This is a genomic window from Paenibacillus sp. LHD-38, assembly GCF_031157315.1.
GTDB lineage: Bacteria > Bacillota > Bacilli > Paenibacillales > Paenibacillaceae > Pristimantibacillus.
Genome location: NZ_JAVIFU010000002.1, coordinates 214,844 through 231,259 on the forward strand (window position 1 = coordinate 214,844; position 16,416 = coordinate 231,259).

Annotated in this window: 13 protein-coding genes and 1 other annotated feature (1 of these 14 running past the window's edge); of the genes, 5 read left to right on the forward strand and 8 right to left on the reverse strand. The window is 46.4% G+C overall.

The annotated features are described in order from the left end of the window. Positions 1-294: a binding site (T-box leader), on the reverse strand (it extends 8 nt beyond the left edge of the window). 121 nt (positions 295-415) lie between these two features. After that, on the forward strand, positions 416-3,475 hold the full coding sequence (locus tag RCO25_RS03060; RefSeq protein ID WP_308994661.1) for a transglycosylase domain-containing protein: 3,060 nt from the start codon (positions 416-418) through the stop codon (positions 3,473-3,475). Between the two features lie 85 nt (positions 3,476-3,560). Here RCO25_RS03060 and RCO25_RS03065 read toward each other — a convergent pair whose 3' ends face one another. Beyond that, entirely contained in the window at positions 3,561-4,520 is a 960-nt protein-coding gene (locus RCO25_RS03065) for an aldo/keto reductase (RefSeq protein ID WP_308994662.1), read from the reverse strand. Positions 4,521-4,742: 222 nt separating this feature from the next. On the opposite strand from RCO25_RS03065, the gene RCO25_RS03070 reads away from it, so the two are divergent. After that, a complete protein-coding gene (locus RCO25_RS03070) occupies positions 4,743-5,126 on the forward strand; it encodes a VOC family protein (RefSeq protein ID WP_308994663.1) in 384 nt (127 codons plus the stop codon). Between the two features lie 96 nt (positions 5,127-5,222). On the opposite strand, the gene acsA is transcribed toward RCO25_RS03070, so the two are convergent. After that, positions 5,223-6,947 (reverse strand): acetate--CoA ligase, encoded by a 1,725-nt coding sequence (gene acsA / locus RCO25_RS03075; RefSeq protein WP_308994664.1) that lies wholly within the window; start codon positions 6,945-6,947, stop codon positions 5,223-5,225. Between the two features lie 243 nt (positions 6,948-7,190). On the opposite strand from acsA, the gene RCO25_RS03080 reads away from it, so the two are divergent. Then, complete coding sequence (locus RCO25_RS03080; protein WP_308994665.1) at positions 7,191-7,826, forward strand: GNAT family N-acetyltransferase; 636 nt, start codon at positions 7,191-7,193, stop codon at positions 7,824-7,826. A gap of 126 nt (positions 7,827-7,952) precedes the next feature. Further along, positions 7,953-9,131 (forward strand): acetoin utilization protein AcuC, encoded by a 1,179-nt coding sequence (locus RCO25_RS03085; protein WP_308994666.1) that lies wholly within the window; start codon positions 7,953-7,955, stop codon positions 9,129-9,131. Between the two features lie 90 nt (positions 9,132-9,221). Here RCO25_RS03085 and RCO25_RS03090 read toward each other — a convergent pair whose 3' ends face one another. The 4 genes from RCO25_RS03090 to RCO25_RS03105 form a co-directional block, all read right to left on the reverse strand. Continuing rightward, complete coding sequence (locus RCO25_RS03090; protein ID WP_308994667.1) at positions 9,222-9,920, reverse strand: 5'-methylthioadenosine/adenosylhomocysteine nucleosidase; 699 nt, start codon at positions 9,918-9,920, stop codon at positions 9,222-9,224. Between the two features lie 5 nt (positions 9,921-9,925). Next, complete coding sequence (gene ccpA, locus RCO25_RS03095) at positions 9,926-10,930, reverse strand: catabolite control protein A (protein WP_308994668.1); 1,005 nt, start codon at positions 10,928-10,930, stop codon at positions 9,926-9,928. Positions 10,931-11,069: 139 nt separating this feature from the next. Beyond that, complete coding sequence (locus RCO25_RS03100; RefSeq protein WP_308994669.1) at positions 11,070-11,453, reverse strand: hypothetical protein; 384 nt, start codon at positions 11,451-11,453, stop codon at positions 11,070-11,072. 186 nt (positions 11,454-11,639) lie between these two features. Further along, a complete protein-coding gene (locus tag RCO25_RS03105; protein WP_308994670.1) occupies positions 11,640-12,077 on the reverse strand; it encodes a VanZ family protein in 438 nt (145 codons plus the stop codon). Positions 12,078-12,129: 52 nt separating this feature from the next. On the opposite strand from RCO25_RS03105, the gene RCO25_RS03110 reads away from it, so the two are divergent. Then, the gene (locus RCO25_RS03110) at positions 12,130-12,660 is read left to right on the forward strand and encodes a type 1 glutamine amidotransferase domain-containing protein (RefSeq protein ID WP_308994671.1); all 531 of its coding nucleotides are present in this window, start codon (positions 12,130-12,132) and stop codon (positions 12,658-12,660) included. Here the strand turns inward: RCO25_RS03110 and ptsP are convergent. Next, positions 12,657-14,399, reverse strand: a complete 1,743-nt coding sequence (gene ptsP, locus RCO25_RS03115) for a phosphoenolpyruvate--protein phosphotransferase (RefSeq protein ID WP_308994672.1) — start codon at positions 14,397-14,399, stop codon at positions 12,657-12,659. The genes RCO25_RS03110 and ptsP overlap by 4 nt on opposite strands. Beyond that, on the reverse strand, positions 14,396-16,282 hold the full coding sequence (locus tag RCO25_RS03120; RefSeq protein WP_308994673.1) for a glucose PTS transporter subunit IIA: 1,887 nt from the start codon (positions 16,280-16,282) through the stop codon (positions 14,396-14,398). The genes ptsP and RCO25_RS03120 overlap by 4 nt, the downstream gene beginning before the upstream one ends. Between the last annotated feature and the right edge of the window lie 134 nt (positions 16,283-16,416).

Here is a 16,416-nt window from a genome sequence, read left to right on the forward strand (position 1 = left end):
CGAGAAGGATTAGCTCGCGGTACCACCCTCGTTAGAGTACTCCTTCTTTATAAAATGAATAAAAGAGGTACTCTCACTTCGTTGTTGATAACGGAGACGGTCTCCGAAGTGAACTACTACGGCTGATTCAGCCCCCATTGGCCGTTGGCCATGCATGGACTGAAGTTGATCAGCAACGGTTCCTTCACTTAGCTCCAGGCGGTAATTCAACATGCGGCGCATACCGGTTTACACCACCCACCGGCTCTCTGAAATGACGGATCGCTGTCTACTCATGCCCTTCAAAGCATTGATTGGATAAAACATTATTGAATTTATACCACAGCGCTACCAGGAAGTCAATGCTGTTAAAGAATGCGTTACTTTGACGATTTATGTTATAATGGGTGTGCTATTTGGAGGAGGAGTCAAAAAAATGCAAGAGGATCGTCAACAAACGCCAGCCAAAAGAAGCAAATGGCGTACATTCGGAATTGTAACTTTTATAACAGTAAAATGGATGGTATATTTCGGAATTTTCATCGGTTTGCTGGCAGGAGGCGCCGTAACCGGCTATGTTGCTGCCCTCGTGAAAAATGAAGAAGTAAGACCACGGACCGTTATTGAAGAGAAAGTCGGCGAAAACGCCATTACCGGATTCGTTTACTTCAATGATGATTCACTAGTCGGACAGCTAAGAACGTCTGAGGACCGGATGATTATTACATATGATGATTTACCGCCACAGGTTATCAATGCGGTACTTGGCATTGAAGACAATAATTTTTTCGAGCACAATGGCGTAGACATCAACGGTCTGGGACGTGCGGTGAAGCAGAAGCTTCTGAATGAAGATACGCAAACGGGAGGAAGCACCCTTACTCAGCAGCTTGCGCGTCGCGTATTCCTAAGCTTGGACAAAACCGACAGCCGTAAGATCAAAGAAATATTTTTATCGCTTCGAATGGAAAGATATCTAACGAAGAAAGAAATTTTAGCAGCCTATTTGAACAAGGTTCCTTTCGGGAACGGATCAAGCGGATACAATTTATTCGGCATAAAAGCAGCTGCCAAAGGGATATTCGGCATTACGGACCTAAACAAGCTGAATATTGCACAGTCTGCTTATCTTGCAGGACTTCCGCAAAGGCCATCTGCCTATACCGCTTTTACAGGCAAAGGCCAATTCAATCAAGGCGGCTTTGATTTAGCGCTAGGACGTCAAAAAACGGTGTTAATGAGAATGCTGCAAACAGGCCGCATCACTCAGCAGGAATACGACGAAGCACTCAAATTTGACATAAGAAAAACACTTGCCGAGCCTTCCGAGAAAGCTTACACGACTTATCCTTATCTGATGCTTGAAGCTGAGCGTCAAGCTGCTGAAATCATGCTGATGGAGCAGGATCCAACATTGACCAAAGCAGATTTGAGCAAAAAGGAAAATGCTCCACTAATCGAGGAGGCGCGTGATCACCTGCTGCGCGGAGGTTATCATGTTTATACGACGATCGACAAGGATATCTATCAGCTCATGCGCGAGATCGGCACCAATGATGAAAACTTTACACCTTACAGCGAGGAAAAAGGTCTTGAGCAAATCGCCGCAGTCATGCTGGATCACAAGACAGGCGCTATTGTGGGCATGCTGGAAGGCCGTGATTTCTATGAAGAGCAGCTAAACTATGCTACGCAAATGACTAGGCAGCCAGGCTCGACAATGAAGACGTTAGCTGCTTATCTGCCCGCTATCGAGATGGGTATCATACAACCCGCAAGCATAATTGACGATGCTCCTGTCGTATTGAAGGATGGCCAAAAGGGCTTTCATATCCCAATGAACGTAAACCGTAAATTCGCGGGCCTCGTCACCGCGCGCGAAGCGTTAAACCGTTCATTGAACTTGCCAGCCCTGAAAATTTTCAACGAAGAAGTCAAAATCGATAATGCATGGGCTTTTGTGAAGAAGCTCGGCATAACGACGCTGCAGCCGGAAGATTCCTATGCACAAACCGGCGTAATCGGCGGATTAAGCATCGGCGTATCTGTGGAAGAGCTTACAAATGCGTACGGCTCGATTCCGAACAAAGGCGTTTTCAATGATGCATATATGATTTCACGTATTACCGATGCCAACGGAAAAATCGTATACGAGCATAAGCAAGAGCCAAAACGGGTTTTCTCTGAACAAAGCGCATTTTTGATGACAGATATGCTTTCCTCCGTCATCTCAAGTAGGAACGGATCTGCAAACAAGCTGAAATCACAGTTCAAGAAATACGGAGAAATTCCGATTGCCGGTAAAACAGGCTCAACCCAAAGCTATGGCGATGTATGGTTCATGGGCTTCTCGCCTGACATCACTTTAGGTGTGTGGGCCGGCTATGAGGAACAGGTAAACTCCCTATCTGAAAACGGAAAAGCACGTGCACGCTCAATCTGGGCGTTAATCATGAACGAAATGGCTGAAAAGAAACCTGAAGTATTCGCAACAGATAAGTTTGAGCGTCCATCTGGAATCGTAAAAGCGACGGTTTCCAGTGCGAGCGGCTTGCTTCCTAGCCAACTGACGAAGGAAGCTGGCATGCTAGTAACGGATTGGTTCAACAAGAAGGATATACCTAAGAAAACGGATGATGCGCTCGTAAAAATGGCGTACATTTCGTACAACGGCGTTAACTATGTGCCTAACCCTGCTACACCGAGCGACATGGTTAAAGAGCAAATCGTAATTAAACGAAAAAAACCGCTGGATGTCCTAATGGATGAGATTCAAGCTGCGCAAGCGAAATTGCCAGCGAAGAGCCGCCGCTCGATGAGTGCCTATTTGCCTGCTGATGCAGAAAACAATGCACCTTCCAAGCCTGATCCTCGTGTTGATGACGGAGCTGCACCGCCGCCGCCTGCTAGCGTTAAGCTGCAGTCATCAGATGGCGTGCTCATCCTGACGTTTAGTGACAGCTCAGCCAAAGATGTGGTTGGTTACCGTGTTTATAAATCCGTTAATCAAGGAGCCTATCAAAAACAAGGCGAATCCATCACCGTGGGTTCTGACAAACGGATGAAGCTGTATGCTTCGAGCTCGCAAAACACGACCTATTATGTAACGGCGGTTGATGTTGCCGGTAAAGAATCTGCGCCAAGTCCGCTCGTTCAATACGGTAACTCTCCAATCAATCCTTCGCCGCCCCAGGGCGGTGGTAACGGCGGCGGAAACGAGCAAGGTAATTCGGCTCCTGCTGCTCCAACAGGCCTACAAGCCTCAAAAACGGAGCTTAGCGTACGACTAACTTGGGCATCGAACAGTGTGTCCGACCAAGTAACGCAATATCATGTATATTACAGCCCCAAAAACGACGGACAATATTCAAAGCTCGCATCGACTTCTGAAACCAGCTATGAGTATGTAGCTCCGCTCATAACAGGGTCCTTCTATGTCACCTCGGAAAATGCGAATGGCGAATCCGCTCCATCCGCTAAGCAGGCGGTAAATTGATACCTTCTTCGGCACCAAAGAAAGGAAGCAGTCTCACAAGAGGCTGCTTCCTTTTTTTTGTTGAGGTAAGGGATTTGTTGAATCTTTAAATGACATAAGATGAATCCGTTTCGAACAATCGGCTAATCTGCTCATACTCTTCTCGGGTTAAGCTCCATTTCGCGGCAGCAGCGTTATCCTCTACCTGTTGAATCGTCTTTACGCCGATTATCACACTCGTAATTTCCTTCCGATACAATAACCAATTAATAGCAACATGATTAAGCGGTTTTCCAATTGTTCTCGCCAATCCGGTAAGCGTTTCGATGATGACGATGTTTTTTGTAAACTGTTTCGCAGAGAATAAAGGGTTGAGCTGCGCGCGCACATCTGTTTTTGGAAGCCTCGTTAAATAATTAAATTTTCCCGTCAATAATCCCTGAGCTAAAGGGCTGTAGGGTATAAATCCGATATTAAGCTGCTTTGCATAAGGCAAAGCTGCATGTTCGACATCACGTTGAAATAAGTTATACGGCAGCTGTACGGACACGATAGGGCTTACAGCCTGTGCAGTGACCAGCTGTTGAACATTGAAATTCGATACGCCGATATATCTTATTTTCCCCTGCGCGGCCAATTGATTTAAAGCTTCAAACGTCTCTTCTACCGGTGTTTTCCCGGTAGGGTCAGGCCAATGAATCTGGTACAAATCAACATAGTCAGTCTTTAATCGACACAGGCTCTCCTCTACTTCGCGCACGATTTTAGCTTTAGTCACGTTTATGCTAAACTGTCCCTGCCCGTTCCACTCAAGTCCTGTTTTTGTTGCGAGGATCACATGCTCGCGTACCGGTTTAAGCACTTTGCCTAACAATTCCTCCGAATGACCGAGGCCATAGGCGGGAGCTGTGTCGTAAAAGGTAATACCCAAGTCATATGCATGACGAATAGCAGCCTCGGTCTCGTCATCGTCCACATCACCCCAGCCCGCTTTTCCTGCTGCCCAAGAGCCAAATCCAATGACGGTAGGATACAGATCGCTATTGCCTAATTTCCTAGTGTCCACCAAACAACCTCCTAAACTCATTATTCCCACCTAATTACTTGGTTTTGTAATCATTATTATATAACCTAAGGATGAAAGTCAACCCATTTTTTTCAGGTTAGACTTCTTAATCCCGCATATCCGATCAATCCTACTTGACAGCTATATCCCTTCTCCTTATGATAGACATCGTTATCCATCATAATAAAAATTCAAAACCTAAATAGAAAGGAATTCATCCTCATGACCAAAAAACGGATTGACCATGTTGGCGTAATGGTAAAAAATATGGAGGCTTCGATTGCCTTTTACACGGGGATACTCGGATTTGAGCTTAAAGGACGCATCCCCCATTCTAATGGTATTATTGAGCTTGCCTTTTTAGGCTTTGGCCATGAAGGCGAAACGGATCTAGAGCTAATACAGGGCTATAATGATAGCCTCCCGTTGGAAGGTAAGGTTCATCACTTTGCCTTATCCGTTGATGATGTACAAGCTGAATTTGAACGTTTGAACAAGCTGGACGTTACCTTTATTGATGACGGAATAACGACGCTTCCGAACGGCTTTCAATACTTTTTCGTGAGCGGTCCTGATGGCGAGTGGATTGAGCTATTCCAGCGGTAATTGCTAAGCGTCCATTAACAAAATAACAAAAAAGAGGACGACTCCTATCTAGGAGCCATCCTCTTTTTGTTATTTGAGATGTTAGCTGCATATGCTCTAATCTTCGATTGTGGACAAATCACCCGTCGGTAAATTCAGCTCCCACGCCTTCAGCACGCGACGCATAATTTTTCCGCTTCGTGTTTTTGGAAGCTTATCTTTAAATTCAATTTCTCTTGGCGCAGCATGGGCAGATAAACCGATCTTAACAAACTGTGAAATTTCCTGTTTTAATTCATCGGAAGCCTCATACCCTTCACGGAGCGCAATGAAGGCCTTGATGATCTCTCCGCGCATAGGATCGGGTTTGCCGATAACGCCTGCCTCCGCTACCGCTGGGTGTTCCACAAGCTTGCTTTCGACCTCAAATGGGCCGACTCTCTCCCCTGCGGTGTTAATCACGTCATCGATTCGCCCTTGAAACCAGAAATATCCATCCTCATCCATATAGGCCGAGTCTCCTGAAATATACCATCCTTTTAGATAGAAATATTCCTCGTACTTGGAGGGATTGTTCCATACCTTGCGCATCATAGACGGCCATGGGGTTTGAATCGCTAGGTTACCCATGCGATATGGCGCAACCTCATTTCCGCTGTCGTCAATAATCGCTGCTTTCACGCCCGGCACCGGTTTGCCCATTGATCCTGGCTTGATATCCATGCTCGGATAGTTACAAATCAGCTGGCCGCCAGTCTCCGTCATCCACCAAGTATCATGTATGCGTTGGCCGTATACCTTAAGCCCCCAGCGTACAACCTCTGGATTAAGCGGCTCTCCTACGCTCAGGACATGTCTCAAGCTGGAGAGGTCAAAGTTTTGTGATATTTCATCGCCTGCACCCATTAACATACGGAAGGCTGTAGGAGCGCTATACCATACGGTCACGCCGTATTTTTGAATAACGCCGTACCAATCACTTGGGCTAAAACGGCCGCCGCGTATAACATTAGTCGCGCCATTAAGCCAAGGCGCAAAAATACCATAGGATGTGCCTGTGACCCAGCCCGGATCCGCAGTACACCAATAAATATCATTTTCTTTCAAGTCGAGTACGATTTGTCCGGTGTACATATGCTGAATCATTGCATTTTGAACATGGTAGACACCTTTAGGCTTTCCAGTGGAACCTGACGTATAGTGTAAAATAAGTCCGTCCTCGCGATCCAGCCACTCGATCTCAGCTTCATCGGATACCGCGGACATCTCTTGCGTGAAATCGATAATGCCCTCTTCCTGCGGTACATCCTTACCGAATACGATCACATGCTTGAGGTTCGGCAGCTCATCCCTCTTGATTCTTTTTAAGAGTGCAGGTGTTGTTATTATTGCTGTTGCTTCACTATCCTGCAGTCTGTCCTTTACCGCCGTCTCCATAAAGGCCTCGAATAAAGGACCAACTACCGCGCCTACCTTCCACGCGCCTAACGCGCTGAAATACAGCTCAGGCGTACGGGGCATAAAGATAAAGACTCGCTCATCCTTCGTAATTCCAAGCTTCCGCAAAACATTTGCAAAACGATTCGATTGCTTGCTCAGCTGTTCAAAAGTGTAGGACTCATCGCGTTCGCTATCGCTATAATATAGAGCGACCTTGTCGCCTTTTCCTTGCTCGACATGGCGGTCAATGGCCTCATAGGCCATATTAACTTTCCCAGTCGTGTACCAGCTAAACTGGCTTTCAATCTGGCTCCAATCAAAGGAGCTGGCTGATTCTTCGTAATTCAGTAAATTAGGATTCGGTGCCGTCGCTGGAATTCGTTCTTGATGTAAGTTGATCATACTATCACTCTCCCATCAAATCTGTGTGTCTGCTGCATAAGAATACGCTTTCATTTCTTTGTCATCGCTTGAGGCAAACAAGCCGACAACCGAACGCGTTTCCCAAAATTTAAACCGCCAAACTCATTATAGCATATCCTTTTTCTATTCGACTACCGCTTTTCATTTGCTTAAAACTTTGCTATAAAGAGTAGTAGAGATGGCAAGTACGTTTTTCCATAGCAAGTAAAAGGGGGGATAGCCTTGGAACATCGGAAGCGTTTGCAGCGAGAAGGTCTCGCTATAGACGCAGGGCGCGAGCTTATTTTAGAAGGGCCAGTACCTCCTGAGCAGCTCGCTTGCATGATCATGCATAAATCGTTAGACGCGTTTCGCAGGCCAAACGAGCAGCATGACGCGCTTGTTGAAATAGCCGGATTGGACGAAGGACGCATCGTTTTGGCACGCGAGGGCAATGTTATTGTCGGATATGTAACCTTTCATTATGCCGATGAGCTTGAGCGTTGGTCTGAGGGCGGCATGATGGATCTTATCGAGCTTGGGGCCATAGAGGTAGCAGATGATTACCGGGGCTGCGGATTAGGAAAAAGATTGATCCAACTCGCGTTCGCTGAGGAACAATTAGAAAATATGATCGTATTTACGACAGAATATTATTGGCATTGGGATCTCGAAGGAACAAAGCTTAACGTGTGGGACTATCGCAAAATGATGGAAAAATTAATGCAGTCCGTCGGTATGGTATGGTTTGCTACCGATGATCCCGAAATATGCTCCCATCCCGCGAATTGCTTAATGGTTCGCATCGGCAAAGAAGTGCCGCTGAGCTCTGTAGAGCATTTTGACCGAGTGCGGTTTCGGCAGCGCTTTATGTATTAATACCATGCTTACGAAGTAGGTTTGCTGCGCAAACCTAAGTCCATGCTTACGAAGTAGGTTTGCTGCGCAAACCTAAGTCCATGCTTACGAAGTAGGTTTGCTGCGCAAACCTTTAGGAGGATAGAGATGGCTTCTGATGCTGTTTTCATACATCATCCGGATTCTAGCGGATATAAATTTGACGAAGAGCATCCATTTGATCCGCTGCGTCTTACGCTTACCATTGACCTGCTCAAAGAAGTGAACGCACTCAATGACGAGCTGATAGAGACCCCACTCCCCTATCCCGATGAGGAGCTCTTGTCACTCGTGCATAGAACAGACTATTTGGCAGCCGTGAAACAATTAAGCGAGCAAGCTCCTATCAACGATAGCGGCCTTCTTGCTCAGCAATTCGGACTGCATACGGAGGACACTCCATTCTTCCCTGGCATGCACAAGGCTGCGATGACGATTGTCAGCGGCTCGTTGGCAGCCGCAGATGCCGTTATGACAGGCCGGGCTAAACATGCTTATCATCTTGCAGGTGGATTGCATCACGCCTTTCCTGACCGCGCTTCGGGCTTTTGCGTGTATAACGATGCTGCAGTCGCCATTAAGCATATTCGCCAAACCTATAATGCCAGGGTTCTTTATATCGATACTGATGTTCATCATGGCGATGGTGTTCAGTGGATATTTTATGACGACCCGGATGTGTGCACCTATTCAATTCACGAGACAGGAAAATTTCTATTTCCAGGTACTGGATATGTACATGAAAAAGGAACCGACCATGGTTTTGGAGCATGCTTTAATGTCCCGCTTGAGCCTTACACGGAGGATGAATCTTGGCTGGAGAGCTTCAATATCACATTGCGCAAAGTGTTATCCGCTTACAAACCGGATGTAATTATTAGTCAGCATGGCTGTGATGCCCATGCCTATGACCCGCTCTCGCACATTCACTGCAGCATGCGGATCTATGCTGAGATCCCTGCCATCATACATGAATTAGCCCATACCTATACAGATGGCCGGTGGATCGCGCTTGGCGGCGGAGGTTATGATATTTTCCGCGTTGTTCCGAGAGCATGGTCTCTCGTTTGGCTCACCATGATCGATCATCCGATTTCTCATGGAATAGCTGCCGGCAAAGTAATAGCTCTTCCTGACTGCTGGGTGAAGCGCTGGACCTCTTTTAGTCCACTGAAGCTGCCTACCACGTGGATGGATGATCCAGCAGATATTGAACCGATGCCAAGGCGGTTAGAAATAGCGGACAAGAACAGAACCATCCAGAATATTGTTATTCAGGATCTTTAAATCTGCGCACTGCATACCGCTCATAGAACGCAAAGAAAGAACCAGCCATGAGACTTACATCAAGGCTGGTTCTTTCGAGTGGTATTAGAGTTAGATATTCTGTAAGATATCATCAATGATTTGGTATGAATGATTAGAAGCCGTTACGGTAAACTCCGAGAAGTTCACATGTGCCGAACCGTCCGCTTTATCCGACATCGAACGAATAATGACAAACGGCGTTTCATTCATATCGCACACTTGGGCAACCGAAGCCCCTTCCATCTCTGCGCAAGCGCCATGGAGTGTCTCATGAAGCAGCTTGACCGTTTCTCGGCTTGCGATGAACTGGTCCCCTGACAATACCTTCCCTTTAAGGCTTCGTCCCGAGAATAGTCTGCTGCTGGCAGCAGACGCAAGCTCGATTAAACGATCATCCGCTGCAAACTCTGATCTTGGGTGAAACGGAATCGTCCCGCGAGCAAAGCCCAGCGGCGAGCAGTCCATATCATGCTGTATGCAGCTCGTTGAAACCACGATATCGCCAATGTTCAACTGAGGATCAACGGCTCCGGCTACACCAGTAAAGAGCACGCAGTCAGCGCCGAGATCAAGCAAAATTTGCGTACAAACAGCAGCATTTACTTTGCCGACACCTGATTTGCAATAAATGACCTCTTTGCCGTGAAGGGTACCTTCATAATATGTAATTCCAGCTTTCGTCACTTGAGACGCTATGTTTACATGCTCATGGAGCAATTCAATCTCTTCCGCCATAGCGCCTATAATTCCTATTTTGTTAAAAAACATTTTTCTTATATTCCTCCAACCGATTGACGCACGACGATTTCATGCGGCAGTATCACTTTGGATTGATCTACATTTTCTTTTTTCATAAGCTTGGTCAGCAAACGCATGGAAACTGCGCCAATATCATACATCGGTTGTGCGACAGCTGTAAGCTGAGGGCGAACCATCGATGCCATGCGGCTGTTATCCACGCTAATAATGGAAATATCATCCGGCACCTTTAATCCGGAATCCTGAATACTATGAATTGCCCCAATCGCCATTTCATCCGTTGCGGAAAATACAGCAGTTGGACGCTCGTCCAATTCAATAAAGTACTTCATAGCTTCAGCGCCGGACTCATACCGATAATTACCGATACGCACTAATGAATCATCATAGGCAATTCCAGCCGCCTCGAGCGCACGCTTGTACCCTTGAAATCTTGCATACCCGATTGATGGATCCTGCAGCGTTCCGCTGATCATGGCAATACGTTTATGACCTTGCTCCAGCAGCTTCTGAACAGCATCAAACGCAGCATCTTCATGATTGATATCGACAGATGGAATCTGTCCGCTTTCATCGGATGTCGCACAAAGCACAATCGGAACGTTCGCCGTCTTAAAAGCTTGCAGATGCTCCTCTGTTACGGCCCCGCCCATAAATAACAAGCCGTCGACCTGCTTCTCCAATAATGTGTTGATAACGCGGATTTCTTTATCTTTTTTCTTATCCGCGTTGCACAAAATAATATTATAATGATACATATTGGCAATATCTTCGATACCGCGCGCTACTTCCGCAAAAATAGCATTTGAAATATCAGGGATAACAACCCCGACCGTAGTCGTTTTCTTGCTTGCCAGACCTCTTGCTACAGCATTCGGACGATATCCAAGTCTTTCTATTGCTTCATATACTTTCTTGCGTGTTGCGGGCTTCACATTCGGATTGTTGTTAACAACCCGAGAAACCGTAGCCATCGACACTCCTGCTTCTCTTGCTACATCATAAATGGTTACCGTCACAGTGGTTCTCTCCATTAGCTCAGATTTAAAATTACGTACGACGCATATTAACGTAATCATACGACAAAATATTACTTTTCGCAATGTTGACGCATGATCAGCTCTGTTGCATGGTATGTAAAAATGTAAATCCGAGCACTTATGTAAGCAGTGTCCGACGGCTAATTTGCTCAAGTCTCTTCTTTAAATCCGCAATCCATGCTTCATCATTAAGCGTTTGAGCAAGTAAATATAAATCGAGCAATTTGTTAATTCTCTGCTCAATCAATCTCTCGAAGGCGGATTGATCCGTTTGCAGCTTCTCCGCTTTCGCTTCGACCAACAAATTAGCCCATTCATTGCATTCATTGAACAGAAACGTTTGTTTATTTGGTTGAGCACCTAGTTGAGCGATTAATCCAGTTAAATCCGGCTTTACCTCCGGAAATACCTCACTTCGGTTACAGGTCGTGCAAGAGAATATAGGAACGTTATCGATTTCTACTTTCCCCGAATAAATAACTGTGCGCAGTTTCATCTTCATGATGTCGCCACAATGACACATCTTATGCAAAGTGGTCCACTCCTTCTTAGTAGCAGCTACCCTTGTCAGCATAGCTTTCAGAGTTCTAATCTATAAATGATTCGACCATTTTCGCGTAAATTCCTGCTTACACAGTCTTGTAATTTTTACTACTAAACGTATCAAAAGAACATCTTACTCCGTTCACTACGGCGCTATTTTTCTCCATTTTGCACGCATCCAAGGTATGGCTGCCAAAGTCGTCCAAATCGCTGCTCCAATGAGATCATTTCGGACATCCAATGGATCAGGCATCCTGCCTCCAACAAAGGATTGATGATATTCGTCCGTTATGCCGTATAATCCGCAAAGCAGCACGATGATTACCTTCATCCAAAAACGATCGCCTTTTTTTCCGATTCCATAATCAAGTGTGAGTGCAAGGATGAAATAAGAAACAAAATGCCCCCAATTGAAACCTTCCATAAAAGGAAAAAACTTCTGAAAGAACGGAAGGAAGGTATCAATCTCGTCGCTCGTTCTTGAAGATAATCCAAATATAACAGCCATCCATACGGCAGCCGGTATAAATCGCAGCAAACGCATAGATATTAATAATTGAGCTTTCGATTCAGTTTGCTTCATTGTTGCTCCTTCGTTACAATAATAGAGATCTTTAATAGATGGAGGGGAAAATATGTCTTTACAAAACAAAACCGTCATCTGCTTGCTAGACGACGAATTCGAAGATTTGGAGCTATGGTATCCCGTATATCGGGCACGCGAAGCTGGCGCTACCGTTCTGTATGCCGGTCCTGAAAAAGGCAAAACCCATATTGGCAAATACGGTGTGCCTGCAGTCGCTGATCTGTCATTTGATGAAGTGAACAGCAATGATATTATCGGCCTATTGGTTCCAGGCGGCTGGGCTCCCGATAAATTGCGCCGTTATCCAAAGGTACTCGAGCTTGTGCAAGAGCTGAATGCGGCTGACAAACCAATCGGCCAAATTTGTCATGCTGGCTGGGTCCTCATTTCTGCAAAAATTTTAGAGGGACGCAAGGTCACATCGACTCCCGGCATACGTGATGATATGGAAAATGCTGGCGCAACTTGGTTTGATGAAGCTGTCGTTGTTGACGGAAATCTTATCTCGGCACGTCGTCCGCCAGATCTTCCTCCCTATGCGAAAGCTTTTGTAGATGCACTAGTACAGCGAATGGGCTAACCATTCGCTGTTTTTTTGTCTACGCGCTCCATAAATGCCGTTAACAGCTCTAAAATTTCACTACTCGTACGACAGCTGTGCAGTTGTTGGAAAACCTCTCTGCTCTCTTCCTGTGAAGTACTCAGAAGTCTTTGCTTGACCTGCAAAATAGAGTGCGAGGACATGCTTAGTTCGTCAACGTCCAGACTAAGCCAAATCGGCAGCGCCCTCAAATCGCCAGCAAGCTCTCCGCACACACCAACGGAAATACCGGCTCGCTTGGCGGCTTCAACCGTCATGCGCAGCATTCGGATCAGTGCGGGATGATACGGCTCATACAAATGAGATATTTCTTCGTTCATCCGATCAACCGCAAGCGTGAATTGAACCAAATCATTTGTACCAATACTGAAGAAATCGACCTCTTCCGCAAGCAAATCAGCAATCATTACGGCTGCGGGCACTTCGATCATAATACCGATCTTCATCCCTTTATCGTAAGAGATTCCCGCTTCCTCAAGCTCCAACATTGCCTCGTTTAACACGGCATTTGCCGCACGCACCTCATCTACCGAAGAAATGAGCGGATACATGAGTTTTACTTTGCCGTAATGGCTCGCACGAAGGATGGCGCGAAGCTGTGTCTTAAATAAATCTTTACGATCTAGCGATATCCGGATAGCCCTATATCCAAGAAAAGGATTGTCTTCCTCAGGCAATTCAAAATAATCAAGCTGTTTGTCTCCGCCCACATCAAGCGTACGAATAACGAGCGGCTCGCCTGCAAGTCTTTCTGCCACGCTGCGATAAACCTCGAATTGCTCCTCTTCTTTCGGAAACCGATTGCGGTCCATATACAAAAATTCAGTCCGGAACAAACCCACGCCGTGCGCGCCGGACGATAAGGCGATTTCCAATTCCTTAAAGGAGCTGATATTGGCCGCAAGCTCCAGTCTTTTTCCGTCAGGCGTAACTGGCCGATGACCGGCGATGCCGTGCAGCCGTTTTTTTGCTTCTGCTTGGTGATCATGCAGCTCCGTGTAGGCATCAATAACTTCCTGCACGGGATCGATAAATACGCTGCCGTCATTGCCATCGATAATAATCGTCTGGCCGGTTTGAATAGGCTCCAACAGCTTTGTCTCTACGCCTACGACGAGCGGTACGCCAAGCGCCCTTGCCATAATGGCTGAATGGGATGTCGTGCTGCCTGCGAGCGTGACAATGCCAAGTACATGCTGCGGGTTAATGTGAGCGAGCTGAGAAGGCGACAGCTCCTTCGCAATCAATATAAAGGGCTGGGTATCCGAAGGCAATGTTATCTCCGGTGCGCCAAGCAAATGCTTTAGCAGCCGGTTTCCGACATCCTTAATGTCCAGCGCACGCTCCTTCATATACTCGTCATCCAGCAAATCAAACATCGTAACAAAATGATCAATGGCTTCCTTCACAGCTACCTCAGCTGCTTTGTACTGGCGTTGGATAATGCCTTGAATTTCATTCATAAAGACAGGATCGTCCAAAATGGCTATATGAGCATCGAATATGTGCGTTTCCTCTGAGCCGACAACATCTCGCAGCTCATCCTTAATCTGTTCGATTTCCGACTTCGAGGTACGAATTCCTTCGTATACACGTTCGAACTCTCGGGCAAAATCCGCTACGTCGATTTTTTGCTCCGGCAGCTCCCATTCCCAGTTCGGTAGCACAAACGATCTCCCAATCGCTATGCCTGCTGACGCCCCTATTCCTTGAATCATTGTGTTTCCCCTCCACCGTTTCTCTCTTTCAGTACAACAGACAACACCGAGGACTGTCCCTTTTTCACCGCTTTGAACGGTGCAAACCGCCAAGAATGAACAAGATCAGAATTTGTAATAACCATTGGGGTAGCAAGCGACTTACTTTCCTTACGTACCCGCTGCAAATCAAACTTGATGAGCATCATGCCAGGCGTAACTTCATCGCCTTCTTTAACAAGCGCATTAAAATATGCTTTGCCAGCCAACCGCGAGGTGTCAATGCCAATATGCAAAAGTACTTCCAGCCCTTCTGGCGTAAGTAGGCCAATAGCATGCATCGTTGGATAAATATGAATGACTTTACCTTTCACCGGTGAAACGAGCTCCCCTTTCTCGGGAATGAAGGCAACACCTTGTCCAACAAGCTTTCCTGCGAATATCGGATCAGGTACCTCGTCAAGCGGAATCATACGACCTTGCATCGGCGAATGAAACAGAACCTGCGCTTGATCGCGATGAATCGTCTTAATCATTTCTTCACGAATAAGCTCAGAGTATGTTCCAAATACGACTTGAACCTGTCCGCCGCCAAGCTTTATTACGCCTGCCGCGCCTAGATTGCGAAGTGCATTTATATCAAGCAGCTTGTCATTGGATACTTTAAGCCGCAGTCTTGTAATACAGGATTCCATTTTAACAATGTTTTGTTTTCCACCGATCGCCTGCAAAATAAGCGGCGCGCGATAAGGAATATCGCCTGCCCATTCATCAAGCTGTGAGCCTTCCTCGCGACCAGGCGTCGGAATTCGAAATCTCCCGATTGCCCAGCGGAACAAGAAGTAATAAATAAATCCGACTACGATTCCAATCGGTATAATAAGCCAGCCCCGCGTCGCCAGATGCTCATTGATAACAAAATCGATAGCGCCGGCCGAGAAGGAGAATCCGTGTCTGATACCCAGCTCATAGGTAACCCACATGATAATACCTGATAATATGGCGTGAACGACATATAAATACGGCGCCACAAATAAAAAAGCGAATTCTACCGGCTCGGTTACACCCGTTAGGAATGATGCTAACGCAGCGTATAGAAATGTTTTCCGTATTTTAGGTTTTAAGTCCTCACGCGCTTCATGAATGATGGCAAGCGCAATGGCTGGCAAAGCGAACATCATCGTCGGATATAAGCCTGCCATAAAAACGCCTGCTGTAGGATCTCCGGCAAAGAATCGCGGAAGATCTCCATATACCATTGCGCCAGATGCAGTTTCATAGCCGCCAATTTGAAACCAGAACACGTGGCTAACGAGATGATGTAAACCGAATACAACCAAAATACGATGAACAAAACCATATAAGAACACGCCGAAGCCGCCGCCGGATGCTACGATTTCTCCAAGCTCTACGAGCATTTTTTGCAAGTAGGGCGCGACATTGAACATGGCTATGGAGAACAGCAAGCTTACGACGCTTACGAACAACGGAACAAACCGCGGTCCGCCAAAAAATTGTATGTATTCCGGCAAACGAAGACTTTTGAAGCGCTCATGGCTAACACCGGCAATAATCCCGATCAAAGTACCTATAAGCACGGTCGGTTCAATTGGAACCGCGGCTGTACCCGTGATGCCGCTGTAGATAAACATCCCTACAAGAGCAGCCATGCCGGCTGCGAGCGCATTTCCAGTTAATCCAAGCGATATGCCAAGCGCAAAGATATATGGTAAAAACGTAAAAATCGTTTCGCTGGCCGCTATTAAATAGCCTTCCATACCTGGCAGACCAATGTACGCCCACGGCAGCTTGCTTAAGCTTAAAAATATAGCCGCGCCAGGCAGTACAATCATCGGTAGCATAAATGCTCTACCGAGCTGCTGCAGGCTTCCAATGAAAATCATCTTGCACCCCCCTAAAGTTTTGCGAAGCAAAACTGACCTCATAAGCATTTATCCCAATATGTCTATATCGATGTTAAGCGTTTGCTGCGTTTTTGTCAAAGTAAAACGGCGAGCCAGTAAAGGCCCGCCGATGT